The following is a 24,810-nucleotide window of genomic DNA, read 5'->3' on the forward strand; positions in this document are numbered from 1 at the left end:
AAAAGTGGTGCCATTTCGCAACACCCACGGATTTTTTCCCGGCGCGAGCGTGAATGGGTTTCGTCTTCCTACGTCTTATGCAACCTCTGCGCCCGTGACACGGCGATCGGCGGACCTGACACGAAAAGTTCAAGGGAGACAGCGACGTGCGGCGCGCACCGTTCTTTCCGGAAGGCCCTATCGGCAGGTGGTGCCCAGCTTTGCAGTTGGGCGCTTGCAATTTATGGTATGAACAGTTGAGATTGCGCTCGCGCACTCAGGATCAGTAACGAGGCTTCTGCATGTATCAAGTCCAAACCCGCCGCCGACTGCGCGCCGGCAGCGTCATCGCCAGAAGTCTTCTGATCGCGGGTACCGTCGCGACGCCGGGCTATGCCCTGGCCGCCGATCTGACGCTCGACAACAGCCGGAATGAGACGGTTCGGACCTCGAACGCCAGCAGCGGCGCGGGCAACATCACCATCAATTCGGGCGGCTCGGTGTCCGTCGACGAAGGCGACGCGGTGATCGTCGACAGCAGCCACAAGGTCACCAATGGTGGCCGCATTGAGTCCAAATCGGGTTCGGACGGGGTCGGGATTCTTATCGATGGCGCCGGCACCATCACCAGCGTCATCACCAACAATGGTACCATCTCGCTCGTCGCCGACACGGACACGGACACGGTCGACCAGAAGAATTATGGCATCCTGCTCGAGGGTGACACCAATCTGGCGGGCGACATCATCAATGGCGCGGCGGGGACCATCACCGTCGATGGCCAGGATTCCGTCGGCATCTACACCAAGGGCAGCGTCACCGGGAATATCAAGAACCAGGGCACGATCAACGCCAGTGGTCTCAGCGGCAACGGCATGCTCATCGACGGACCGGTGACCGGGTCGGTCAGCAACAGCGGTACCATCAACACGGGCAAGGCATCCTTCACCACCGGCTTCGGTGATCAGGCCAAGACCACGCCCGAGACGCGCGGCGGCGAAGGCATCGCGGTCAGTGGCAGCGTAACGGCGGGCGTGATCAATGACGGCGACGCGCTGACCCAGCAGGAGGAGGCCGATCTCACCTCGGGAAAGGCCGAGGAAATCCGGGGCAAGAAGAAAGACGACGTCGGCACCGACGGCACCATCGCGGTCCTTGGCGGCGCCAATGCCCTGTGGGTGGGCGCGGGCGGCGGCACGGCCGGCGACATCACCATTGGCGCGGTCGGCACCGAAGGCAACGCCTATGGCGTGATCAATCGCGGTGATCTCGCCAGTTCCTCGACCACGGAAGGTCAGGCGGTGGAAACCGTGCGGATCGGCGGCCTGACGGGCAGCGCCGGGAGCACCACGGTCGTCGGCGGATTCTTCAATGATGGCGGTGAGATCACGTCGAAAGCCGTCGGCACGGGCACATCGACCGCGGTCGCGATCGGGGCATTCGCCAATGTGCCGGAAATCAGGAATACCGGCCTGATCGAGGCCACGGCCGCTGGCGGCATCGCCAACGGCATCGTCATCGAACAGAGCGCCGAAGTCGGCAAGATCGAAAATTCCGGGACGATCGTCGCCACATCCGCGACCGCCGCCGCGAACGGCATCGTCGACCGCTCGGGGTCGGTCACCAGCTTCAACAATACGGGCACCGTCGAGGCTACCGGCTCGACGGCGACGGCCATCGACTTTTCGGCCTCGTCCCAGGACATCACCTTCACGAATACGGGCGACATCACCGGCGCGGTAAAGTTGGGCGGCGGGGGCGATACGGTGACCATCACCGGCGGCACGCTGACCGGCGACCTCGAACTGGGCGCGGGCAGCAATACACTTACCCTGGCGGATGAGGCGGTCTTCACCGGCGATCTCACCGCGACACAGGGTCAGGTCGACCTGGTGGTCACCAATGCGACCTTCGCCATCGCGAGCAGCAAGGGCGCGCAGGTCAACAACGCCAGCTTCGACAAGGATTCGACCTTGTCGATCCCGATCTTCGGCAGCGATTCGACGGCCGGCACGCTCAAGGCCAGTGGCACCGTTTCGTTCGCGGACGGCGCGACCCTTGTCACCGATTTCAAGACGCTGTCGTCGGAGGACATCACCTTCACCCTGGTCGATTCCACGGCGCTGGCTTTCGAGAGCGATCTGAACGGTCTCAACATCAATGACACGTCCGCCTTCTTCGACACCATCGTGTCCCTGGACGAGGCCGATCCGACCAACATCATCGTCACCGTCAAGCGGGCGACGGCGGAAGATCTCGGGCTGAATCCGAACCAGACGGCGATCTTCAATGCGTCGGGCTCGGTACTGGAAGCCGATACGGAACTGGGCGGCGCCATGGCGCGGCTACAGACGGACGAGCAGGTGCAGGACGCCTTCAACCAGCTGATGCCGGACAACAGCGGTGCGACCCAGCAAGGCATCTTCAAGAGTCAGGCCGCTATTTTCGGCGCGATCAACAAGCGTATGGACGGCATCTACAAACTGGATCAGCGCTACAAGGAGCGGGTCGACCGTCTGGCGGGCAAGGATCCAAAGCGGGCCGAAAAGCTGCGCAAGCGTAATGACTTCACCATCTGGGCCGAACAACTGGTCTATGTCGCCAAGCAGAGCCCGTATGGCAATCAGCTCGGTTTCGGCGGTTACAGCTATGGCATCGCGGCGGGCGTTGATTACCCGCTCTTCGGTCTCGATGCGGTTGGTGTCAGCATCTCCCAGGTCTGGTCGGAGTACCGGGAAAAGACGTCGTTCGACAAACCGACCTCCGTCCAGACGACACAGTTCAACATTTATGCCGGCTATGAGACCAACGGCTTCTTTATCGATGCGACGGGCGGCTATGGCATCAGTTCATACGACCAGGAACGCCGTCTGGTGATCGGCACGGTTGACCGGCGCATGTTCAGCGACTGGAGCGGACATCACTTCGCCGCCAATGTGCGTGCCGGTTATGGCGCCAAGATCGGACGATTCTCGCTCTCGGCCGCGGCCAGCCTCAGCTACATGAAGCTTCATGAAAGCGGCTATGTGGAACGAAGCATCCAGGCCACCAACGAGGAAGCCACCAAGACGGAAGCCACCACGCCCGACGGTGTGAAGCTGGTGGTCTCGTCACAGGATGTGGAGTTCCTGCGCGGCAATATCGGCGTCCAGCTCGGCATGCGGATCGAGGACGGCACCGGCATCATCGAACCGCAGCTGCGCGCCGGCATGACACGCGAGTTCAGCTACAAGGGGCCCGTCAACGTCGCTCACTTCCTGCAGGGCGGGCCGGCCACCGCGTTCACAACCCTTGGCGAACTGGGCTCGGCCAGCACGTTCTATGCGGGTACGGGTGTCGACCTCAGCGCTTATTTCGGCACGTTGTCCTTCGACTACGATGTGGAATTCGGCGGCGGCAAGCTGAACCATGTCGGTTCCGCCACGGTCCGCGTCAGCTTCTGAAGGCACGAAGCCCGGCCGGCGATGCCGACCGGGCTCCGTCCTGCGGTAGCCGGTTGAGGGACGACTACAGCGTTGAGACCGCCTTGGTGGACTTGATCCGGGGCAGGGCCTCCAGTTCGGATTTGCTCAGAGACAGACTCATGGGCTTGCCCTCCGGCGCCGTGGCGAGCTTGTCCGGCGCGACGACAAAGCGTGTTTGGCCCACCCCCAGCACACCGCCGAATTCGACGATCAGATGCTCGACGGTGCCGTCCTCGTTCAGGATCAGGTCGTGAATTTTGCCGCTCTCGGACATGGCGGCCAAGGTCACGGTCCTGTCGATGAAGGAACTCGCGAGGCGATCGCCGTCGCTGGCCAGCGTCGATGGATCGAATGACGGCGCGTTGTCCATTTCCTCCGGCGTGACCTGCATCTGGATTATCGGCGCCTTTTCCTGGTCTCGCCGGATCACGGTCGCCTTGAATTCCACCTGTACGTTTTTGCCGCCCACGCCAAGAACGGTGCCGCTGGAGACGACGACTTTCTGAATTCTGTTGGCGCTATCCAGGACGAGATTTGCGACGCTGCCGAGGCGCTCACCTGCAGCCGAGAACACTGGCGCGCCGATGGTGTGACGGGCCGAGACAGCGTGAGCGCCCAAAATGGCGCGGCCCTGTTCGACCATCATGATGTCCGTAGCGCTCGCTTCCTGCGCCGTCGCGGGCAGTGTCGGCGCGAGGCAGGCAACGACTCCGGCGGCGAAAGCCAATCGGCGCATAGTCTCGACTCCCATGCTGCACGGCGCTCGCCGCCGTCGCGCACGGGTTTTCAACGTCAGCCGTAATCCGATTGTTCCGCTGGCGTCAGGTCACGCCCGACCAGACGGCGGCGGTGCCCCTGCCATTCTCTTTCGCGGCATAAAGCGCCTGATCGGCGGCTTTCAGCAGGCGCGCGGCAAAATCCGTTCCGGTGTCGACGGGTGCCTGAGCCAGGCCTGCCGTGATGCTGAAGGGAATTTCAAGGGCGCCGAACGACAGCGGGCCGCGCGCGACGACCGAACGGCACAGCTTGGCGCCGAACTCTTCCAGGTCGCCGCGCGGAACGCCCGGGGCGATGACGATGAGTTCGTCGCCGCCCCAGCGCCCGAGAATATCGTACGGACGTAGCTGTTCGCGCAGGCGGCTTGTCGCCTCCTTCAACACGGCATCGCCGGCGGGGTGGCCGAAGCGATCGTTGATTCCCTTGAAGTGGTCCAGATCGATCGCCACGACGGTCACCGGCTCGCGGCTGCGGGCCGCCCGCTTGATCTCCCGCTGCATCAGGTCCTCGACACCACGCCGGTTCCAGATCCAGAGCAGCGGATCGATCAGCATCTCGCGACGGGTCGCCTCCAGTTCCCGGATCAGCTCGGACTGCGCCTCGCCCAGGTCGCGGTTCAGCAGCATGGCTTCGAGCCAGGCACCCAGATCGTCGAGGGATTGCCGGTCGGCCTCCGAGAATGCTCTCGGCGTGCGGTCTATGATGCAGAGCGTGCCGATGCAGTGACCTTCGCTGTTATGGATCGGCCTGCCGGCATAGAAGCGGATGTTCGGATCGCCGGTCACCAGTGGATTATCGGCGAAGCGTGGGTCGTCCAGCGCGTTCGGAACGATCATGGTATGGCCGCTGGCGACCACATGACCGCAAAACGAGATGTCCCGTCCCGTTTCCCTGACGTCCAGGCCGACCGGAGACTTGAACCATTGCCGGTCACCGTCGACAAGGGTGAATGAGGTCATGGGCGTGCCGAACAGCCGCTGCGCCGTGCGGGTGACACGGTCGAATTGCGCTTCCGCCGGCGTCGACAGCAGCAACATGCGGTCAAGGGATTGCTGACGGGCTTCCTCATTGTCTGGATGGGGGGGAGTCAGCATGTCACATCGTGCCTCGTAACAGGTTCGGGCGGGTGATCAAATCACCTGGTCCAGCGGCGATCAACCCCCAGAACGTCGTCAAATCGCCGCCTGCCCCAGCGCTTGGGCGATCATGGATCGCGCGGTTTCCCGCTCCGCCATCACCACGGTCGTCGCGCCATGGCCGGCCAGATAATCCAGCTCGGCGTCGGAATGCGCGCGGGCGATGATGTTGAGCGACGGATTGATCGCTCTCGCCTGCGAGACGACCTGGCCGGCCTCGAACGATTCCGGAATGGCGACGAACAGCCAGCGCGCCTCGGCGAGATTGGCGGCGGCGAGAACCTCGGCCGAGGCGGCGTTGCCAGCAATGGCCTCGATGCCGCGTCCGTGGAGATGTTCCAGGCGACCCTTGTTGTCCTCGATGACGACGACAGGCTGGCCACGATCCTGGAACGTCTGTCCAATCAGGCTTCCCACCCGGCCAAACCCGATGATCACCGCGTGATCCACCTTCGAGGTCGTGGTCAAGGGTTCGGCCTCGGGCGTTTCGACCGCCACGCCTGCCGGCGCCTTGCGCTTTTTCTCCCAGTGGTCGAGCAGGGTGAAAAAGAACGGATTGGCGAAGATGGAAATGATCGCGCCGGCCAGGATCAGGTCCTGTCCTTCCTGCGGCAACAGCCCGAGACCGACACCGAGCGCCGCCAGGATGAATGAGAATTCACCAATCTGGGCCAGGCTGGCCGAAATGGTGAGGGCGGTTCCCTTGGCGTGGCCGAAGGCGCGGACGATGAAGTACGCGGCCATCGACTTGCCGATCAGGATGATGAAGACGGTTGCCAGCAGCGGCAGCGGATGCTCGATGATGATCTTTGGATCGAACAGCATGCCGACCGACACGAAGAACAGGACGGCGAAGGCGTCGCGCAGCGGCAGGGTCTCTTCCGCGGCGCGGTGGCTGAGATGGGACTCGCTCAGGATCATGCCGGCGAAGAACGCGCCGAGCGCGAAGGAGACGCCGAACAATTCGGCGGCGCCATAGGCCACGCCCAGAGCGATCGCCAGCACGGCGAGCCGGAACAGCTCGCGTGATCCGGTGTGCGCCATGTAGTGCAGCGCCCAGGGGATGACCCGGCGGCCGACCACGAGCATGAAAGCGATGAACGCCGCCACCTTGCCCAAGGTAATCGCCAAGGTCACGGCGATGTCGCCGAAGCCCAGCGACGGGGCTGCGCCGCCATCGGCGGCATTGAGCAGACTGGCCAGCGCGGGCATCAGTACCAGCGCGAGCACCATGGCCAGATCCTCGACGATCAGCCAGCCGACGGCGATGCGTCCGCGTTCGGTCTCGATCAGCCGCCTCTCCTGTAGCGCGCGCAGCAGCACCACGGTACTGGCGACCGATAGCGCCAGGCCGAAGACCAGTCCCGCGCCGATCGGCCATCCCATGGCCCAGCCAAGCGCCACGCCAAGGACCGTCGCCAGCGAGATTTGTCCGATAGCGCCGGGGATGGCGATGGCCTTGACCGTGAGCAGATCGCGCAGGGAAAAGTGCAGGCCGACACCGAACATGAGCAGGATGACGCCGATCTCCGCCAGTTCCGTCGCCAAGGCTGCGTCCGCCACGAAGCCGGGGGTGCCGGGTCCGACCAGCACGCCCGCGAGTAGATATCCCACGAGAGGCGAGATGCGCAGGCGATTGGCGATGGCGCCGAAGATGAAAGCCAGGCCGATGCCGGCTACGATCATGGTGATAAGCGGTGTCTCGTGGGGCATCCTGCTACCAACTCTCCTGTGATCGTCCTATGGCGAGTAGAATGAACGGTCCGCCTTGACAAATCAACCAATTTGGTTGATTTAATTCAAAATAACTGAAACGCAAAGGTCGCAGGACGTGTCCAAGATCGAGCCAGCGCAGTGCCGTGCCGCCCGTGGTCTGCTCAACTGGAACCAGGAGGACCTGGCGCGGCATGCCGGTGTCTCGCGCAGCACCGTCCGGGAGTTCGAAGCGGGCCACCATGAGTTGCACCGGGCAACCGAGGCGCAGCTCGTCCGCGCGCTGGAGGATGCGGGGGTGTGTCTGATCGTCGCGGATGACCAAGGGGTGGGGGTGCGGATGGCGCGCCCGGCCTAGCAGCGGATGCCGGCGCCGCTGCCGACGCGAAAATCCGTGGTAGCGTTCGCGGCGATGGATTATTGAATAGACGCTTCCGGACGAGGAAACCGGCGGCGTTTCTCAGTCCGCGAGCACCCAGCCCATGATACCTGCCGCCGCCGATGCACGGACCACGCGTCCGCTGTCCCGCAAGGATATGAAGACCCTGACGCTGTCCGCCCTGGGCGGCGCGCTGGAATTCTACGACTTCATCATCTTCGTGTTCTTCACGGCGGTCATCAGCCAGCTGTTCTTCTCGCCCGAGCAATCGTCCTGGGCCAAGGAGGCGCAGACCTACGGCCTGTTCGCGGCGGCCTATCTGGCGCGGCCGCTGGGCGGCATCGTCATGGCGCATTTCGGCGATCTGGTCGGCCGCAAGCGCATGTTCACCTTCAGCATCTTCCTGATGGCCGTGCCGACCTTCGCCATGGGCGTTTTGCCGACCTACGCCGATATCGGCATCTGGGCGCCCATCCTGATGCTGCTGCTGCGCATCGTGCAGGGCGCGGCGATCGGCGGCGAGGTGCCCGGCGCCTGGGTCTTCGTGTCCGAGCATGTGCCGGACCGGCATATCGGCTTCGCCTGTGGCACGCTGACCGCCGGTTTGACCTTCGGAATCCTGCTCGGCTCGATCACGGCGACCGTCATCAACCAGGTGCTGCCGCCCGCCGAGGTGATGGAGTATGGCTGGAGGATCGCCTTCATTCTCGGCGGCGTCTTCGGACTGTTCGGCGTCTACCTGCGACGTTATCTCAGCGAAACCCCGGTCTTCGAGGAGATGCGCCAGCACAAGGCGCTGGCCCGCGAGCTTCCGGTCAAGACCGTGATCGTCGGCCACCCCGGCTCGGTCGTGCTGTCCATGCTGCTGACCTGGATGCTGACGGCGGCCATCGTGGTCGTGATCCTGATGACGCCCGGCATCCTGCAAAATCAGTACGGCTTCACCCCGGTCATGGCGCTCGAGGCGAATATCGCGGCGGTGGTGTCGCTGACTTTCGGCTGTCTCATCGCCGGCTGGGCGGTGGACCGCTACGGCCCGGGCCTGACGTTCATGGTCGGCAGTGTTCTGCTCGCCGTTACCGTGCATTCCTTCTACACCACGATCGGCGAGCAGCCGTCACTGCTGCTGCCGCTCTATGCGGTGACCGGCTTGACCGTCGGGATCGTCGGCGCGGTGCCGTTCGTCATGGTTCGCGCGTTTCCCGCCGCCGTGCGTTTTTCCGGCCTGTCGTTCTCCTACAACATCGCCTACGCGATCTTCGGCGGCCTGACGCCAGTCGCGGTCGCGGCGCTGCTCAAGGAAAGCACCCTCGCGCCGGCCTACTACGTGATGGGAACCTGCGTGATGGGCTTCGTCATCGGCATTTATCTCAAGGTGACGGGCTTCGCCCGCCGCGGTTGACAGGGTGTTAGCAGACACTACCTCAGGTTCAGGGAACAGTGAGGAGAGGTGTCATGCAAGCGACCCAGATCATCGACTATGCCCAGCGGCTTTATCGCGCGCACGGCGACCACGCCGAATACGAAGCGGCGACGAAAGCCGAGGAATGTAGCGCGCGCGGCAACAAGGACGAGGCCGCCGTTTGGGAGAAGGTCAGGCTGGCCATCCGCGAGATGCGGCCCTGACCAGCCTGTGGCCTGATCCGCGGCGTCAGAGCGCCGAGATGATCTCGTCGCCCAGCTTCTTGATCATGTCGGCGCCCTCGTCGGGCCAGATCGCGAAGATCGGTACCGTCAAGCGGTGAACGCCGATGTCCTGCAGCCGCTTGATGCTGTCCAGACCGCCGCGCATGATCCATACGCCCGTGATCTCGATCTCGGAGAAGTCACGGCCGACGTCGTCGCAGGCCTGACGAAGCAGCGCCAGATGCTCGCTCAGTTCGGCGACGCTGCCGCTGGGTGAATACCAGCCATTGCCATAACGGGCGACACGCTCGAACGCCTTGCCCTTGTTGCCGCCGATATGCACGGGCAGGGGCGTCTGCACTGGAACCGGATAGGACTTGAAGTTGTGCCAGCTCAGGAATTCGCTCTCGTGCTCGACGACCTCGCCCGACCAGACCTTGCGCATGGCCTGGATGTAATCGTCGAAGCGGGCGCCGCGCTTCTCGAACGGGGTTCCCATGGCGGCGAATTCTTCCTGCAGCCAGCCAATTCCGGCGCCCAGCATGAACCGGCCTTTTGAGATGAAATCCAGGCTTGCGACCTGCTTGGCCATCAGCAGCGGATTGGCCTGTGACAGGATGTTGACGCCGGTTCCCAGCCGCAGTGTTGCCGTCTCGGCGGCGATAGCGGTCAGCGCGAGTAGCGGGTCCACATAATTCGTTTCGGGCTCGGAGGCCATCCGGCCGCTGGCGTTGTAGGGATAGCGGCTCTCGTAATCGAGCGGGATGATGACGTGCTCGAAGGTCCATACGGACTCGACGCCGGCGGATTCCGCAAGCTTGGCGTGGGCGATCATGTCGTCGGGCGACGCGACGCCCTTGTTGATCGGGGCGATACCGAATTTCATCGCTGTCTCCTTGGGTCAGGTCCGTTTTTTGGCGGTCGGCAGGAAATACACACCCGCCGCCGCGATCAGGGCAAGGCCGATATAGACTTCATGCGCCAGGTCATAGGATCCGGTGCTGTCCCGGATCCAGGCCGAGATGACGGCGCCGGTCGCGCTCAGGGTCAGAAAGGGCAACAGCAGGCCGATGACCTTGCCGAAGGAAGCCGGCCCGAAGCGCGCGCCGACGATGGCGCCCATCAGCGCCATGTGCGAGCCGCCGGTGAAGCCGATCATGGTGGCCATCACCAGCATCAGGGGGTAGCTCGGCGTGCCCAGCATCAACGCCATGGCCGCGATCATGGGCAATGCGGCGGCCCAGTACAGAAAGCGCAGATCGACCCGGTCGGCGAGTGCGCCGATGCCGAATTTCGACGCGAACATGGAAATGGCGATAGCGGACATCAACGTCGCCGATTGCTGCGGCGTGATCCCGATATCCGCCGTATAGGGGCGAAGATTCGCCATGATGCCGGCGAAGGCGAGGGCCGGCGGCAGGATGGCGACGATCAGCAGCCAGAACGTGCGCTCGCGCGCGATCTGGGGATAGGTCCAGCTACGGTGCAGCCCGTCGGCCACGGCCTGGCGCGAGATATCGCTTTCCGGATCGGGGTCGATGCCCGCCGCCTCGGGACTGTTGCGGATGATCAGCCAGGCCAGCGGAATGATGGCGGCCGCCGTGAAGACCGCGAGAATACGCTGCGCCGTGCGCCAGTCATACTCACCGATCAGGAAGGCGACCATGGGCGGCAGCAGGAAGCCACCGATGGAACTGCCGATCGACACGATGCCGATGGCGAAGCCGCGCTTGCCGCGAAACCATTTGGCCGCCAGCGTCTGGCCCGCCAGCGAGCCAGCCAGAGTAAAGCCCATGCCGAGCAGCACGGCATAAATCGCGATAATCTGCCACAGGGCTGTGGAGACCGAGATCAGCGCCAGGCCCAGGGCATAGACGAGGCCGCCGCAGCAGATCAGCAGACGCATGGACACCCGGTCGAAGGCCCAGCCGGCCGCGGGGCCCATCACCCCCAGCGCGACGGTGAACAGCGTGGTCGCGACCATGACGTCGGCACGGTCGGCGCTGAATTCGCTGGTCCAGGACTCGACCCAGAAGGTGAAGGAGTAGCTGCCCAGCCCGAAGGTGACGGCCTGAAACAGCATGGCCACCGCCACCACGTACCAACCATAGTAGATTTTCATTCAGGCGCTCTCCCCAGGGCGGCGATCTTAGGGATTTTGCACGCGTGCGGAACCCGTATTCGTGATCCCGCCGAGACAGGGGCCACGCCCTGCTCCGTAACGCCGGCCTCGGCGGTTTTCAACATCGCGCCCAAATCTTCAAGAGCACCCGATACGGCAACTGGCTGTGTCGTGGCCATTCAGGTATGGAATGGCGAACGCGACCGAAATGAATGGCTGCTGATTGGACGACCTGACCAACGTCAAAGCGGATGGGGCGCTCGGCAGGGTGCTGCAATGGCGCCCGCTGCTTGCGTCGGCCGCGGTCGTGCTCGTGGCTGTCCTGATGGCGGTTGCGATCTCGCATCTCGTGCGGGAGGTGTCCTATGGCGAGGTCGTCGATGCGCTCCGCGCGACCTCTGCCGGACAGCTGGCCGCCGCCGTTCTGTTCACGGCGGCCAGCTTCATGTTGCTCAGTCTCTACGATGTCTCCGCGCTGGCCTATGTGGGACGCAAGCTACCGTACCGGGTGGTCGGCCTCGCGGCGTTCTGTGCCTACGCGGTCTCCAACACGGCCGGTTTCGGCCCGTTGACGGGCGGTGCCATCCGTTACCGCTTTTTCGCTCCACTGGGCTTCGAGCCGGAGGATATCGGCCGCATCGTTGCGTTCGTCACCGCGTCCTTCGGCATCGGTCTTGTCGCTGTCACCGGTCTTGGCCTTGTCGCCGCGGCCGGCGATGTCGCTGGCTACCTGGGCGTGCCCGATTCTCTGCTCCGTATTGCCGGGGCGCTGGTGCTTGCGATGATCGCGGGGGCTGTCGCCGTCGCGGCCCGGCGCAGGGGTGCCGTCACGGTCGGGCGCACCACCCTGCAACTGCCGCGCCCCGGGCTCATGCTTCGGCAGCTCATGGTCACACTGCTGGATGTCTCGGCCTCGGCGGCGGTCCTCTGGGTGTTGCTGCCCGGTTCGGCTATCGACCTGCCCGGCTTCATCGCCATATACGCGATCGCTGTCGGGCTGGGGGTGCTCAGCCATGTGCCGGGCGGGCTCGGCGTATTCGAGACGGTCATCGTGGCGGCTGTCGGCGGCAATATTCCAGTCCATGAAGTCCTCGGTGCGCTCGTCCTTTACCGCGCCGTCTATCACGGGTTGCCGCTGCTGTTGGCGGGGTTGATCGTCGCCGCTGTCGAGCTCCGCCGCATTGCCATGGGCGCGGCGGTGACGCGGGCGGCGGCTGCCGTGGCGCCGCTCGCGCCGCCAGTGCTTGGAGCATTGACGTTGCTGCTCGGCGTCATGCTGATCTTCTCGGGGGTTACGCCGGCGCTGAATTCACGTCTCGACGTGCTGGCGCAGCATGTGCCGCTGCCCTTTATCGAAGGCGCCCATTTTCTGGCCAGTGTACTGGGGCTCGGCTTGATGGTGGCCTCGCGCGGCCTCGCCTACCGCCTGGACGGCGCATGGTGGGCCGCGTGCATGATGACCGGTCTCGCGATTGTCCTGTCGCTCGTGAAGGCCATCGCCGCGACGGAAGCCGGGTTGCTGATCTTGCTGCTCGCGGCGTTGTTGGCGAGCCGTCGTCAATTCGACCGTCCGGCCTCGCTGTTGCATCAGGCGCTGAGGCCCGGCTGGCTTGCGGCAGTGGCGGTGGTGTTGATCACCGCGACTGCGATCCTGTTCTTCGTCTATCGCGATGTGGAATACGGCCACGACCTCTGGTGGCAGTTCGAGTTTTCCGCCGAGGCGCCGCGCAGTCTCAGAGCGCTGGTGGGCGCAGCGCTGGTCTCCGGTGTGCTGGCCGGCGCGGCCCTGCTGCGTCCCGCGAGGAGTGCCAACGAGCGACCCTCGCAGCAAGACCTGGATCGGGCTGTCGCGATCACCGCACGTCAGTCCAGCGTTGATGCCGATCTCGTCCGCATGGGCGACAAGAGCATCATGTTCTCGGATGTTGGCGATGCCTTCATCATGTATGCGCGTCAGGGGCGCTCGTGGATCGCGCTTTTCGATCCGGTTGGGGCGCCCGCCGCGTGGCCTGAATTGGTCTGGCGCTTCGTCGAGGCTGCCCAGAGGGAGGGAGGCAGGGCAGTGTTCTATCAGGTGGGCCCTGACGCACTGTCGCTTTACGTGGACGCCGGCCTGCGCGCGTTCAAGCTGGGCGAGGACGCCCAAGTCGCCTTGCCCGGTTTCGATCTGAAGGGCGCGTCGAAAGCCAGTCTGCGGCACGCCCTGAACCGGGGCATCCGGGAGGGGCTTGAGTTCGCGATCCTCTCACCGGACGAGGTCGGCGGGCAGATGGATCGGCTGCAGGAAATTTCCGACAGTTGGCTGGCGCATCACAAGGCGCGGGAGAAGCGTTTCTCGCTGGGAGCATTCGACCGGAATTATGTGGGCGCTCAACCGGTGGCGGTGCTGAGGCGCGACGGCGCGATCGTCGCATTCGCGACCATCCTGATGACGGAGCTGCGAGAGGAAGTCTCTATCGACCTGATGCGCTTCGGGCCAGCCGCGCCGGGCGGCGCCATGGAATACCTCTTCATCCGCCTGATGGAGCACTATCGGGATGCAGGCTACCAATGGTTCAATCTGGGGATGGCGCCGTTGTCGGGCTTTTCAGAAAGTCCCGCCGCGCCTGCCTGGCACCGGATCGGCGCCGCCATCTTCGAGCATGGCGAGCGCTTCTATAATTTTCGGGGTCTTCGGGCTTTCAAGGCCAAGTATCAGCCGGTCTGGCGACCTCGTTACATGGCGGTCTCCGGCAGCCCGACGCTGGCCCTCGCCGATGCGACCATCCTCATCGGCGGTGGACTGAAAGGCGTGGTCGGGAAATGATCCGCCTCCTACTGGTGTGCCTGGTGCTGGGGTGGTGGTCGAGCGCCGCCTCGGCATTCGACGCGGGCGCGCTGGGCAAGCCCGACATCCGCCTGCCGGATGGTCCTGTTTCGTCAACCGTGTTCCTCATCTCGGATGCCGATGGCTGGGGATGGGCCGAACGGCGCCTCGCGTTCGGGCTGCGAGCCCAAGGTGTCGCCGTGGTGGGTATTGACCTGCCCGACTGGATCGCCCGCATCGACGCTGGCGGTGACCGGTGCGCTTATGTCGTGTGGGATATCGAAGCGCTCAGCCACCAGATCCAGCGGGCGGCGGGAGCCGCCCACTACCGATCGCCCATCGTCGCTGGGATCGGCGCCGGCGGCGTCCTCGCCATGGCGATCAGGGATCAGGCGCCGGCCGCGACCCTTGGACAGATCCTCGCGGTCGATCCTGCTCCCGCGTTACCGTTGACCAAGCCCCTGTGTCCTCCCGATCCGGCACAGGCCTCCATGGCAGGCAGCGGCTCGTTTGAGGTGCTGCGCAGTGGCAGGGTGGCGGCGACCAGAACGCTCGATGCGCGGCTGCTCGGCATCGCTGCACGGGCCGCGGCGGATGACAGCGATGCCCCCTCCGTCATCGAGCTTCCGGCAAGACCGGTCTTCGACACTCTCGCCATTGTCTACTCGGGCGACGGCGGCTGGCGGGATCTGGACCGGACCATCGCCGGTATCCTGCAGCGGCGCGGCGTGCCTACCATCGGGATCGATACGCTCAGATACTTTTGGGCGCGCAAGACGCCGGTCCAGACGGCCGAAGATCTGTCCCGGCTGATCGCGACATATGGTGAGCGCTGGGGAACCCGGCATGTATTGCTCGTCGGCTATTCCTTCGGCGCCGACCTGCTGCCGGCCACGATCGCCGCGCTGCCGCCGATGGACCGGGAAAAAATCGCACAGGTCTCGCTGCTCGGACTAGGGCGAACCGCCAGTTTCGAAATATCCGTCGCGGGCTGGGTCGGCAGCGACAATGACGGTGCGCCAACCTTGCCTGACGTGCGGCGCATGAAGATGGCGCGGGTCCAGTGCATCTTCGGGGCGGAGGATGAATCGGCCTGCGCCGACCTTCGCAAGGACGGCGCCGAAGTCATCAAGACGTCCGGCGGACACCATTTCGACGGCGATTACGAGGCGCTCGCCGAGGTGATCCTGTCGGGTCTCAAGCGCCGGCTTGGTCCCTGAAATCAGTCTGTCCAGACGGGCGCGGTGCCTTCGGGCAATGTCACGTCGAACGCGTTGAGCGTGAAGGACACCAGGGAATAGAAGCCCACCAGAGCCACCAGTTCGACCAGCGCCGGGCGCCCGAGCGCCGTCGTGATGGCCTCCGCCAGATCGTCAGGCAGGCGGCCGGTGCGCAGGATGGCGCAGGCCGCCTCATGCACCATCCGCTGCTCCGTCGTTTCATAGGGAGGCGGCGCGCCGGTCCGGACCGCCTCGATGATCGCCTCGGGCAATCCCGCGGCGCGGGCGACGCGGGCGTGAGCCCAGAATTCATATTCCGCCTTCCAATGCGCGCCGGTTGCCAGGATCGCCAGCTCGCGCAGCTTGCCGTCGAGAACCGACTCGAACCGCAGGCGTTCGCCCATCCGCGCACCGATCTGGCCGAACGACGGGATCTGCAACCAGGCATTGTAGGGACCGGGCAGCGGATCGTCCGCGCTCTCGATCATGCTCTTGCGCGGTCCGCCGGCGACGTGGTCCCACAAGGCGCGCTGCTCCTCCGTCAACATGTCCGGGGTCAGTTTCGGAAAAGGCGCCATCGGGTGTCTCCCTGCGGATTCGGCGGATCATGTCAGGCTTGCGGTGCCGGTCGAAGCGGTTTTCCACTGTTCCGGTATCAGCGACAGCGCAAACCCGTTCCCCGCGGCGATCCGTTTCATGGATGCCGCTGCTACGCCAAGCTCAGCGCTTGCGGAAGCGGATCGGCAACTCCTTCATGGGCATGAAATAGAGGCTGGGATTATGCACCGGCTGTGGCAACTCGCGGGCCAGTTCGATGTCGTCCAGCCGGGTGAGAAGGGCGGTGAACGAACTGACCATTTCCTGCCGCGCCAGGCTGGCGCCGACGCAGAAATGGACGCCCGCGCCGAACGCGATCTGGGCGCCGGCATTCTTGCGGTCGATGTCGAACAGGTGCGGACACGCGAACTTTTCGGGATCACGATTGGCGGCGCCATAGCGCGTCAGCACCATGGACCCGGCCGGGATCGTCGTGCCGTTCAGTTCCACCTCGCGGGTCGTCTTGCGCGCCAGCCCTTGGACAGGGCTCTCGATGCGCATGGCCTCCTCGCAGAACGGCTTGATCAGGCTCATGTCGTCGCGCATGCGCTGCATGGTCTCGGGATGGCGCAGCAGTAGCCACATGCCGTGGGCGATGGCGCTCTGCGTCGTCTCGAAGCCGCCGCTGATCAGCTGGTGCATCAGGTTCTGCAACTCGTGCATGCTCAGCGCCTCCTCGTCGTCGCCATGGGCGTGCACGAGGGCCGAGATCAGGTCGCCCGTGGGTTTTTCACGCCGCTTCTCGAACTCGTGGAACAGATAATGCTGCATCTCCAGTTCGGTCTCGGCGATCTGGCGGATTTCCGCCTCGGTCCATTTGCGGATCGACAGGGCGATCAGCGCGTCGGCCCAGCGCTTGAAGGTCGCGACCTGGCTCCGGTCCAGCCCGAGCTGCTCGGCGATGATGATGCCCGGCATGGGCATGGCGAACCGCATGTTGAATTCGCATTCGCCGTCATCGATCCATGAGTCGATCAGATCGTTGGCGACTTGGTCCACATAGGGCTGCATCTCGCGCACCCGCTTGGCCGTGAACACCCGGTCCAGCAGCTTGCGGTAGCGCGAATGGAGGGGCGGGTCGGTCCGCTGAAGGGTCTGGACATGGGCCCATCCTCGCTCGGCGATGATCTCCTCGTACAGCACGCCCAGTTCGCCCTGCAGCCCTTTGCCATCCTTGGCGCTGACATCGTTGGAGAAGGTCTCGGTATCCTTCAGCACCTGTCGCAAATCGTCATATCTGGTGACCACGTAGAAGCCGGTCTCCGGCATGCGGTATACGGGGCACTGGGAATGGGCCGCGGCGTAGAACGCGAACGGATCGCTCTGCGTGGCGTGATCCATGAGGCTGAAGTCTTCGACACGTCTCGTGGCATCATCCATGGTTCGTCTCCCCAACGTCCGCGTGGCTGCTGGTCGTCATAGTGATGGCCAATTGGGGAGCGTGCAACGGCACGCTTGCGGCGCGGCCGGTACCGCACGATCATGCCGACGACCAGGGGAGATGCTCCATGACCGATCCAGGGCTGTTCGAGATCATCCACTCCACGCGGGCCATGCGCCGGCTGAAACCGGATCCGGTGCCGCGCGAGGCGATCGAGCGTATCCTGCGCGCGGGTCAGGCGGCGCCCAGCGGCGGCAACGCACAGAACTGGGGTTTCATCGTGGTCGAAAGTCCCGACATCAAGCGCCAGGTGCAGCACTACTATCAGCGCGCCTATGACGAGGGTGTCGGTCGGCATTACGCCGAGCGTCTGGGAGCCATGCCCGCTGGCGAGGCACGCGACAAGCTGGCGCGACAGGTCGCGGCGGTAAGCCACCTGACCGAGCGGTTCCACGAGGCACCGGTCTGGATCGTCGCCTGCCTTGATGTGGGGCCAAAAGGCGGCATGCCGGGCAGCGGCGCGTCTATCTATCCGGCGGTTCAGAACATGCTTTTGGCGGCTCGGGCGCTTGGCCTGGGCGCGACCCTGACCATGCGCCACATGATGTTCGGCGCCGAGGTTGACGCCATATTCGGCCTTCCAGAGGGAATCCGCTCTTTCGCGATCCTGCCGATCGGCTATCCCGAAGGCCGTTTCGGCCCCGTCCAACGGGGACCCTTGTCCGAGGTGACGCACCACGACCGGTGGGGCAACAGCTACTTCTGAGCGCACGCGACTCGGGTGCGGAGCCGATGATTCCGATCTGGCGTCGCGATCTGATCAGATTCCAGCGGCGCTGTTGGGACCATTTCCCGTGTATCAGGGCGGCCTTGCGCCCGCTGGCGTTGCGTTCAGGCCGCACTGTGGTAGAAATTCGGAGTGGGCGGATGCCCATGCGTTTCCCGCTTTGACTTGTCCTCTCTCGATAAATACGGTCGCCCCATGAAAAAAGCATTGCTGACAGCTCTAGTTGTTTTCGCGGCGACTGTGTCTCCCGCGCTCTCCGCGGTCGTGGGCACCGATGCGCTGCGCGAGTGGAACCTCATCGTGCTGGGCGATCTGACATCCAGCTCCGAGGTCGAGGGCCGCACTTTCGTCGGCGGCAATTTGAACGGCAATTCGTCCAACTATCAGATCAGGACGCCGGCCGCGTCCCCGACCGGCCAGCCCGGTCTGACCGTGGTGGGCGATGTCAACGGCAGCCACAAGAATCTGAACAACGGCTCCGGCGCCATCGTCGGTGGCAACGTGAACAGCGGCTTCAATCTGAACGGCAACCCCCAGACGGTCAAGGTGGGCGGTACCATCAGCAATACCAACGTGAACCAGAATACCGTGGTGTCGGGACTGGCCAAGTCGGACGCCTACTTCACGTCCAACCTGACCCAGCAGAAGGAATTGCTGACCAGCAGCCTCACCGATCTGTCGAGCACCCTGTCGAAACTCGAGGCGACCGCCACGGTTACCATCGATCAGAACCGGGCGACGTTCGTGTCCAAGCCGGATTCCGCCGGGGTCGCGGTGTTCAACATGACGGCGGCGGATCTGTCCAAGTTCAGTGAAATCGCGTTGAACGTTAACGGCGCCGACACGGTGGTCATCAACGTCAGCGGCGCCAATATCGCTCTCTCGCAGAACTTCCTGGGCGGCACAACCGGTCTTGGCGAGCACGTGATCTGGAATTTCTATGAGGCGCAGACATTCGCCTCCTCCACGGCATGGGGCGGCTCGGTCCTGGCGCCCAAGGCGGCCGCCTCGACCAGCAATTATATCGAGGGATCGGCCGTTTTCGGCAGCTTGCAGCAGAATGGCGAGTTCCACCTGGGCACCTATACCGGCAAATATTATCCGCCCACCTTCCCGCCGGGCAACCCGGGTGGCGACAATGGTGGCGGTAATACCGGCGGGGGCAACACCGGTGGCGGCACCACGGTGCCCGAGCCGGAAACCTGGCTGATGCTGATCGGCGCCCTCGCGCTGCTATGGTTCGGCCGCCGCCGGTTACTCCGCCGCGCCTGAAGCCGCGTCGATTTATCGTAGGCCGGCGCCATCCCGATCTTGATTTAGCCCGGCGCATCGTCTATCCGTTGCGTCGTTTCCGGGGCCGCTTTAGCTCAGCCGGTAGAGCATCGCATTCGTAATGCGAGGGTCAGGTGTTCGAGTCACCTAAGCGGCACCACTCCCAACCCGTCGAGCATGCGACGGGTTGATGCAGTCAAACCTTCCCCATCCTCTGCGCTTGCGCGCCCGGTTACCGGCGCACGCGTCCCTTCGTGACGTCCGTCCCGCGTGGCGCGTGGGCCGGCGCAAATACCGGCATTGCCTGGGCTCTTGCGCTCCTCAATATATTCATATATTCAAATATACGGATTAATTGTTTGAGCGAATGCCGCCGCCGTGTCCGTCCGGGCGCGCGGGGCGAGATGACGGGAGATTGCCATGCAGGACCTGCCCCTCGAAACAGCCACCGATCTTGTCGGGCGCGCGCGCCGGTCCGGCGCCGCGGCGGAGGTCGTGAGCTTCTTCGACAAGGCGACCTTCACGGCCACTCATCTGGTGATCGACCCGGCCACGCGGCGCGCGGCCATCGTCGATTCGGTGCTGGATTACGACCCGAATTCGGGCAGGACCAGCACGGATTCGGCCGACGCGGTGATCCGCGCCGTGCGCGAGCGGGGGCTGACCATCGACTGGCTGCTCGAGACCCATGCCCATGCCGACCATCTGTCGGCCGCGCCCTATCTGCAGGAAAAGCTGGGCGGCACGCTGGCGATCGGCCGGCACATCCTGACCGTGCAGAACACATTCGGTAAAATCTTCAACGCCGGCACCGATTTCGCCCGCGACGGCTCGCAGTTCGACCGTCTGTTCGACGATGGCGAGACGTTCCGCATCGGCGAGATCGACGCCATCGCCCTGCATGTCCCGGGTCATACGCCGGCCGACATGGCCTATGTGGTGGGCGAGGCGGCATTCATCGGCGACACCCTGTTCATGCCAGATTATGGCACCGCGCGGGCCGATTTCCCCGGCGGCGACGCACGTGAGCTGTTTCGCTCGACCCGCCGCCTCCTGTCGCTGCCCGACGAGACCCGCTTGTTCCTGTGCCACGACTACAAGGCGCCCAACCGCGAGGAATTCGTCTGGGAAACCACGGTGCGCGCGGAACGAGTCGGCAACGTGCACGTGCATGAAGGCGTGAGCGAGGACGATTTCGTCGCCATGCGCACGGCCCGCGATGCCACGCTCGACATGCCCCGGCTGATCCTGCCCTCGGTGCAGGTCAACATGCGCGGCGGCCATCTGCCCGAGGCCGAGGACAATGGCGTGCGCTATCTCAAGATACCGCTCAACGTGATCTGAAACAGGAGCCGCTCAATGAACCTGAAGCCACTCTCGGCCGACTTCTCGGTCTCGCCCCAGCTCCGGCCCGAGGACCTGACAATCCTGGCGGGTCAGGGCGTTCGCGCCATCATCAACAATCGCCCCGATGGCGAGGAAGCCGGACAGCCCGGCGATGCCGTGATGCGCGCGGCGGCGGAACAGGCCGGTCTCGCCTACGCCCATCTGCCCGTGACGCCGGGCCAACAGCCCGCGCCCGATCTGGTGGGGCGCTTTTCGGAAGTGCTGGGCACGCTGCCCGGCCCGGTGGTCGCCTATTGCCGCAGCGGCGCGCGTTCGGCGTCGCTCTGGACCCTGTCCCAAGCGGCGCGTTCATGAACGGCACGGAGCGGACCAGCCACGACATCGTCATCGTCGGCGGCGGCGCGGCCGGTATTTCGGTGGCGGCCAGCATTCTGCGCCGGCGCCCCCGCGCCGACATCGCCATCATCGAACCCTGCCAGACTCACTACTATCAGCCCGGCTGGACCCTAGTGGGCGGCGGCGTCTTCGATCTCGCGCAGACCAGCCGTCCCATGGCGGAGGTGATCCCGAAGGGTGCCCGTTGGCTGTGGCAGGCGGCGTCGAGCTTTCAGCCCAACCAGAATCTGGTGGTGCTCAATGACGGCAGGCGGATCGCCTACAAGGTGCTGATCGCCGCGCCGGGCATCGCCCTTGATTGGGATGCGATTCCGGGGCTGGCCGAAACCCTCGGCCGTAATGGCGTGACGTCCAACTATCACCGCGACCATGCGCCCTATACCTGGCAGCTGGTGCGACAGCTGGGCGACGGCGCGACCGCGCTGTTCACCCAGCCGCCCATGCCGATCAAATGCGCCGGCGCGCCTCAGAAAGCCATGTACCTGTCCTGCGATCACTGGCGCCGCTCTGGCGTGCTGGACGGCATGACCGTCGCGTTTCATACGGCGGGCGCGGTGCTGTTCGGGGTGAAGGACTACGTTCTGGCGCTCGAGGACTACATCGCGCGCTATGGCGTGCACCTGTGTCTCGAATCCCGTCTGATCGCGGTCGATGGGCCCGCGAGACAGGCAACATTCCTGGACAAGATGGCCGATGGCACGGCGGTCGAGCGCACCGTCGCCTTCGACATGCTGCATGTCTGCCCGCCCCAGGTGGCACCGTCGTTCATTGCCCGCAGTCCGTTGGCGGATGCCGCCGGTTTCGTCGATGTGGATCAGGAAACCCTGCGGCATCGCCGCTTCGCCAACGTGTTCGGGCTGGGCGACGGCTGCAGCGCGCCCAACGCCAAGACGGCCGCGGCCGCGCGCAAGCAGGCGCCGGTCGTCGCGCTCAACGCTCTCGCCGTTCTCGACGGCCACGATCCGGACGCGATCTATGACGGCTATGGCTCGTGCCCGCTCACGGTCGAGCGGGGCCGGATCGTGCTGGCGGAATTCGGGTATGGCGGCAAGCTGATGCCGTCCTTCCCCCGCTGGTTCATCGACGGCACGCGCCCCAGCCGGCTGTCCTGGTTCCTCAAGGAAAAGCTGCTGCCGCCCATCTACTGGCACGCCATGCTGAAGGGCCGTGAATGGCTCGTGGCACCGGCGCGGCGGCGGTAGGGCGCGGGTCTCCCGCCATGCAGAATGCCGGTGATTTCCACACGCTCAGCGTGTAATCATGGGGACGAGGCGGTGGTGGGGGCTACCGGCGGTGGTTGTTGCCGCATTTCCGTGCCGCGCGTGATCGCGCGGCATCGGAGCGGCCACGGTCCTGCCCGTTCAAATCACTGGCATCGAGGGGCGTGTGCTTTGCAGCGGCACGGCGCGCTCGTCGTGCCATATGGCGCCGAACGGCCTGCAAGGCGCCCGGATCGACCAGCTAACGAGGATCATATGGCCGACATGATGAAAGACGACTTGCAGGAGATCGCCCGCGAAGTGTGCCGGGCGGCCTATCGTGAAATGAAGGCGCGCGGCATTTCGGAAGTCGCGACCGCTGGCGCCTTCCTGCAGTACAGCGCCAGTGGCCTCGCCCAGCTCGGCATGGATCGGGAAGATATCCACGACATCGTCGACGGTGTGATCGACCGCACCATCGAGATGTCGCCCATTTCGGTTCCAGCCGGCCGGGCCTAGCAGAAAAAACTCCCCTCTCTGTAACCTCGGGCCATTCCCGGGCGAATGGAGATGACAGCGGAAGCGCCGCTGGAGGAATGGGGAATGAGCTTGACCTTTGCCGTCGCAGGCGTTGACCTGAACGTCCCGGAACGAGGCGAAACCGCCTCTCGGGCGACAGGGGCGCCGCGGGTGGATGAGGCGAGACAGGAAGTGGCGCGCGCCGCCGACGCGCGGCGCGCGGGTCTGATGGCCGCGGCGCAGGCTGGTGATCGCGGCGCTTATGAGGCCCTGCTGCGCGAGTGCCTGCCCGTGGTGGCCATGATCGCGCGCGGGCGCGGTGTGCCGCCCGACAGCATCGACGACGTGGTGCAGGAAACCCTGGTCACCCTGCACCGCGCCCGGCATACCTATGATCCCTCGCGGTCCTTCATGGCCTGGTTGCGGACCATCGCCGACCGGCGGGCGATCGACGCGCTGCGCGGCCAGGGCCGGCGCCGCGCGCGCGAGGTCCACGATCCTGTCGCCTATGACGCCCACGTCGATCCCACGCCAGATGCCGTCCAAACCGTTGATCGGCATGACGAGGACCGGCGCCTGCGCGCGGCGATCGTCACGCTGCCGGAGGGCCAGCGCGAGGCGGTGGAACAACTGTCGCTGCACGGGCGGTCGCTGACGGAAGCGTCGGCGGTGACCGGGCGGACCACGGGCGCGCTGAAGGTAAATCTGCACCGTGCCTTGCGCAGCTTGCAGGCCCGGCTGAAGGGCGAGGAACAGCGGCATGACTGACCCGTCCGAACATGATCGGCTGCTGCGTGAGCTGGGCGCCGACCTGACGCCGGTCAGGCGGCTGCGCGCGCCTGGCCTGCGTGCCCTGGGCTGGTTCTCGGTTGTGCTCGCCATCGCCGCCGTTCTCGCGATGGTCGCCGACGGGGCGGCCACGCTGGCGCGGCTGGCCGCCGTTCCGGATTTGTGGCTGAGTGCCTTGGGCTCGGCGTCCACCGCCGTGCTGGCGGGCTGGGCCGCGTTCGAGCTTTCGACGCCGGGAAGCCGCCGCCGCTGGGCGCTGCTGCCCGTGCCGGCATTTGTGCTCTGGATCGGGGCCAGCGGGCTGGGATGCCTGCGCGTGTGGCCTGCGCCGGGGACCGGTCCGATGGCGCACGGTGAATCCGGCGAGTGCCTGATGTTCATTGTCGGCCTGTCGCTGCCGCTGGCGATCCTGATCACCATTATGCTGCGCCGCGCCTGGCCGCTGCATCCCGCGCTGACAGCAGGCGTCGCCGGCCTTGCCTGCGCCGCCGCCGCGGCCACCCTGCTGAACTTCGTCCATCCGTTCGACGCGGCGGCCACCGATCTCGCCCTGCATGCGCTCGGCGTGGCGATCGTCGTCGCGGCCACGGCCCTTTGGGGCAGGCGACCCCTGACCCGTTGACGGACAGGCAACGCCATCGGTAGTGCGGGAGCCTTTTGGTATTGCCGGGGCATGGTTCGTCCGGTCAATATTGAAACACGCTTCAAGGATGCCCGGCAGAAATCCATGCAGGATCGCGGGCGTGCACCAGGGGAGAACCAGATGGCCGGCCGCGCCGATGACACGCTCGAAATTCACGAGACCCTCTACCGCTATTGCCGTTCCATGGACCGGATGGATGCGCCGCTGTCGCTGGACTGTTTCTGGCCCGACGCCCATCTGGAATACAGCAGCCTGTTCAACGGCTCGGCCGCCGGGTTCGTCGAATGGCTCTGGCCGGTGCATGCGTCCATGGTGTGCCACACGCACCGGGTGACCAATATCCTTGTCGATTTCAAGGGCGCGGACGATGCCGCCAGCGAGGCCATGGTTCACGTGACGCTGCGCATGAACGACAAGGGCGAGCTGGTCGACCTCGTCGGCCATGGCCGCTATCTTGACCGCTGGCAACGCCGTGACGGGCGCTGGCGTATTTCAGGCCGGACCTACGTCACCGACCTCGGCACCGTGGTCCCGGTCGCCAGTCGCGATCTTAGCGGCATCCTCTATCCGGGCACGCCCGGCCAGCGCCCACTGCAGGGTACGCGGGACACCAGTGACCTGTCCTATGCCCTTTTGCCACCCATCGGGAGTGAGTGAC

General features: G+C 65.0%; 22 protein-coding genes and 1 tRNA gene. 16 read left to right on the forward strand and 7 right to left on the reverse strand.

Annotated elements, in window-relative coordinates; all coding sequences use genetic code 11:
* The first annotated feature begins 281 nt into the window (after nucleotides 1-281).
* A complete protein-coding gene (locus tag WJU17_RS14300; protein ID WP_346328075.1) occupies nucleotides 282-3,422 on the forward strand; it encodes an autotransporter domain-containing protein in 3,141 nt (1,046 codons plus the stop codon).
* Nucleotides 3,423-3,486: 64 nt separating this feature from the next.
* Here WJU17_RS14300 and WJU17_RS14305 read toward each other — a convergent pair whose 3' ends face one another.
* The 3 genes from WJU17_RS14305 to ybaL form a co-directional block, all read right to left on the reverse strand.
* Nucleotides 3,487-4,170, reverse strand: coding sequence for a PRC-barrel domain-containing protein (locus WJU17_RS14305; protein ID WP_346328076.1), 684 nt, complete (start codon nucleotides 4,168-4,170; stop codon nucleotides 3,487-3,489).
* A 94-nt stretch (nucleotides 4,171-4,264) separates the two neighbouring features.
* On the reverse strand, nucleotides 4,265-5,314 hold the full coding sequence (locus WJU17_RS14310) for a sensor domain-containing diguanylate cyclase (RefSeq protein WP_346328077.1): 1,050 nt from the start codon (nucleotides 5,312-5,314) through the stop codon (nucleotides 4,265-4,267).
* A gap of 78 nt (nucleotides 5,315-5,392) precedes the next feature.
* A complete protein-coding gene (gene ybaL, locus WJU17_RS14315; protein WP_346328078.1) occupies nucleotides 5,393-7,069 on the reverse strand; it encodes a YbaL family putative K(+) efflux transporter in 1,677 nt (558 codons plus the stop codon).
* Nucleotides 7,070-7,187: 118 nt separating this feature from the next.
* On the opposite strand from ybaL, the gene WJU17_RS14320 reads away from it, so the two are divergent.
* The 3 genes from WJU17_RS14320 to WJU17_RS14330 all read left to right on the forward strand — a co-directional run bounded on the left by WJU17_RS14320 (nucleotide 7,188) and on the right by WJU17_RS14330 (nucleotide 9,074).
* Nucleotides 7,188-7,427: a helix-turn-helix domain-containing protein gene (locus WJU17_RS14320; protein ID WP_346328079.1), complete on the forward strand. Its 240-nt coding sequence runs from the start codon at nucleotides 7,188-7,190 to the stop codon at nucleotides 7,425-7,427.
* 124 nt (nucleotides 7,428-7,551) lie between these two features.
* Complete coding sequence (locus WJU17_RS14325) at nucleotides 7,552-8,850, forward strand: MFS transporter (RefSeq protein WP_346328080.1); 1,299 nt, start codon at nucleotides 7,552-7,554, stop codon at nucleotides 8,848-8,850.
* Nucleotides 8,851-8,903: 53 nt separating this feature from the next.
* Complete coding sequence (locus WJU17_RS14330; protein ID WP_346328081.1) at nucleotides 8,904-9,074, forward strand: hypothetical protein; 171 nt, start codon at nucleotides 8,904-8,906, stop codon at nucleotides 9,072-9,074.
* Nucleotides 9,075-9,099: 25 nt separating this feature from the next.
* Here the strand turns inward: WJU17_RS14330 and WJU17_RS14335 are convergent, their stop codons facing one another.
* The gene (locus WJU17_RS14335; protein WP_346328082.1) at nucleotides 9,100-9,960 is read right to left on the reverse strand and encodes an LLM class F420-dependent oxidoreductase; all 861 of its coding nucleotides are present in this window, start codon (nucleotides 9,958-9,960) and stop codon (nucleotides 9,100-9,102) included.
* A gap of 15 nt (nucleotides 9,961-9,975) precedes the next feature.
* Nucleotides 9,976-11,196 (reverse strand): MFS transporter, encoded by a 1,221-nt coding sequence (locus WJU17_RS14340; protein ID WP_346328083.1) that lies wholly within the window; start codon nucleotides 11,194-11,196, stop codon nucleotides 9,976-9,978.
* Between the two features lie 223 nt (nucleotides 11,197-11,419).
* Between WJU17_RS14340 and mprF the strand changes: the two genes are divergently transcribed.
* Together mprF and WJU17_RS14350 are read left to right on the forward strand one after the other, a co-directional pair.
* The gene (gene mprF, locus WJU17_RS14345; RefSeq protein WP_346328084.1) at nucleotides 11,420-14,002 is read left to right on the forward strand and encodes a bifunctional lysylphosphatidylglycerol flippase/synthetase MprF; all 2,583 of its coding nucleotides are present in this window, start codon (nucleotides 11,420-11,422) and stop codon (nucleotides 14,000-14,002) included.
* Nucleotides 13,999-15,222, forward strand: a complete 1,224-nt coding sequence (locus WJU17_RS14350; protein WP_346328085.1) for an AcvB/VirJ family lysyl-phosphatidylglycerol hydrolase — start codon at nucleotides 13,999-14,001, stop codon at nucleotides 15,220-15,222. Before mprF ends, WJU17_RS14350 begins: the two co-directional genes overlap by 4 nt.
* Before the next feature lie 2 nt (nucleotides 15,223-15,224).
* Here WJU17_RS14350 and WJU17_RS14355 read toward each other — a convergent pair whose 3' ends face one another.
* Complete coding sequence (locus WJU17_RS14355; protein WP_346328086.1) at nucleotides 15,225-15,800, reverse strand: carboxymuconolactone decarboxylase family protein; 576 nt, start codon at nucleotides 15,798-15,800, stop codon at nucleotides 15,225-15,227.
* 142 nt (nucleotides 15,801-15,942) lie between these two features.
* Nucleotides 15,943-17,199, reverse strand: a complete 1,257-nt coding sequence (locus WJU17_RS14360; protein WP_346328087.1) for a cytochrome P450 — start codon at nucleotides 17,197-17,199, stop codon at nucleotides 15,943-15,945.
* Between the two features lie 128 nt (nucleotides 17,200-17,327).
* Between WJU17_RS14360 and WJU17_RS14365 the strand changes: the two genes are divergently transcribed.
* The 10 genes from WJU17_RS14365 (at nucleotide 17,328) to WJU17_RS14410 (ending at nucleotide 24,809) form a co-directional block, all read left to right on the forward strand.
* Nucleotides 17,328-17,966, forward strand: a complete 639-nt coding sequence (locus tag WJU17_RS14365) for a nitroreductase family protein (RefSeq protein ID WP_346328088.1) — start codon at nucleotides 17,328-17,330, stop codon at nucleotides 17,964-17,966.
* Nucleotides 17,967-18,182: 216 nt separating this feature from the next.
* Nucleotides 18,183-19,259: a choice-of-anchor A family protein gene (locus WJU17_RS14370; RefSeq protein WP_346328089.1), complete on the forward strand. Its 1,077-nt coding sequence runs from the start codon at nucleotides 18,183-18,185 to the stop codon at nucleotides 19,257-19,259.
* A gap of 84 nt (nucleotides 19,260-19,343) precedes the next feature.
* A tRNA-Thr gene (locus WJU17_RS14375) sits at nucleotides 19,344-19,419 on the forward strand.
* A 260-nt stretch (nucleotides 19,420-19,679) separates the two neighbouring features.
* Nucleotides 19,680-20,603 carry an MBL fold metallo-hydrolase gene (locus tag WJU17_RS14380; protein WP_346328090.1) on the forward strand — a complete coding sequence of 308 codons (924 nt, stop codon included), beginning with the start codon at nucleotides 19,680-19,682 and terminating at the stop codon, nucleotides 20,601-20,603.
* A 15-nt stretch (nucleotides 20,604-20,618) separates the two neighbouring features.
* The gene (locus tag WJU17_RS14385; RefSeq protein WP_346328091.1) at nucleotides 20,619-20,960 is read left to right on the forward strand and encodes a TIGR01244 family sulfur transferase; all 342 of its coding nucleotides are present in this window, start codon (nucleotides 20,619-20,621) and stop codon (nucleotides 20,958-20,960) included.
* Entirely contained in the window at nucleotides 20,957-22,204 is a 1,248-nt protein-coding gene (locus WJU17_RS14390) for an FAD/NAD(P)-binding oxidoreductase (RefSeq protein WP_346328092.1), read from the forward strand. The genes WJU17_RS14385 and WJU17_RS14390 overlap by 4 nt, the downstream gene beginning before the upstream one ends.
* Nucleotides 22,205-22,486: 282 nt before the next feature.
* Nucleotides 22,487-22,720, forward strand: coding sequence for a hypothetical protein (locus WJU17_RS14395; protein ID WP_346328093.1), 234 nt, complete (start codon nucleotides 22,487-22,489; stop codon nucleotides 22,718-22,720).
* Between the two features lie 84 nt (nucleotides 22,721-22,804).
* Nucleotides 22,805-23,488, forward strand: a complete 684-nt coding sequence (locus tag WJU17_RS14400; RefSeq protein ID WP_346328094.1) for an RNA polymerase sigma factor — start codon at nucleotides 22,805-22,807, stop codon at nucleotides 23,486-23,488.
* The gene (locus tag WJU17_RS14405) at nucleotides 23,481-24,131 is read left to right on the forward strand and encodes an NrsF family protein (protein ID WP_346328095.1); all 651 of its coding nucleotides are present in this window, start codon (nucleotides 23,481-23,483) and stop codon (nucleotides 24,129-24,131) included. The genes WJU17_RS14400 and WJU17_RS14405 overlap by 8 nt, the downstream gene beginning before the upstream one ends.
* Nucleotides 24,132-24,272: 141 nt before the next feature.
* Complete coding sequence (locus tag WJU17_RS14410) at nucleotides 24,273-24,809, forward strand: nuclear transport factor 2 family protein (protein WP_346328096.1); 537 nt, start codon at nucleotides 24,273-24,275, stop codon at nucleotides 24,807-24,809.
* Nucleotide 24,810: the final 1 nt, after the last annotated feature.

This window comes from Iodidimonas sp. SYSU 1G8 (assembly GCF_039655775.1).
Taxonomy (GTDB): domain Bacteria; phylum Pseudomonadota; class Alphaproteobacteria; order SMXS01; family SMXS01; genus RI-34.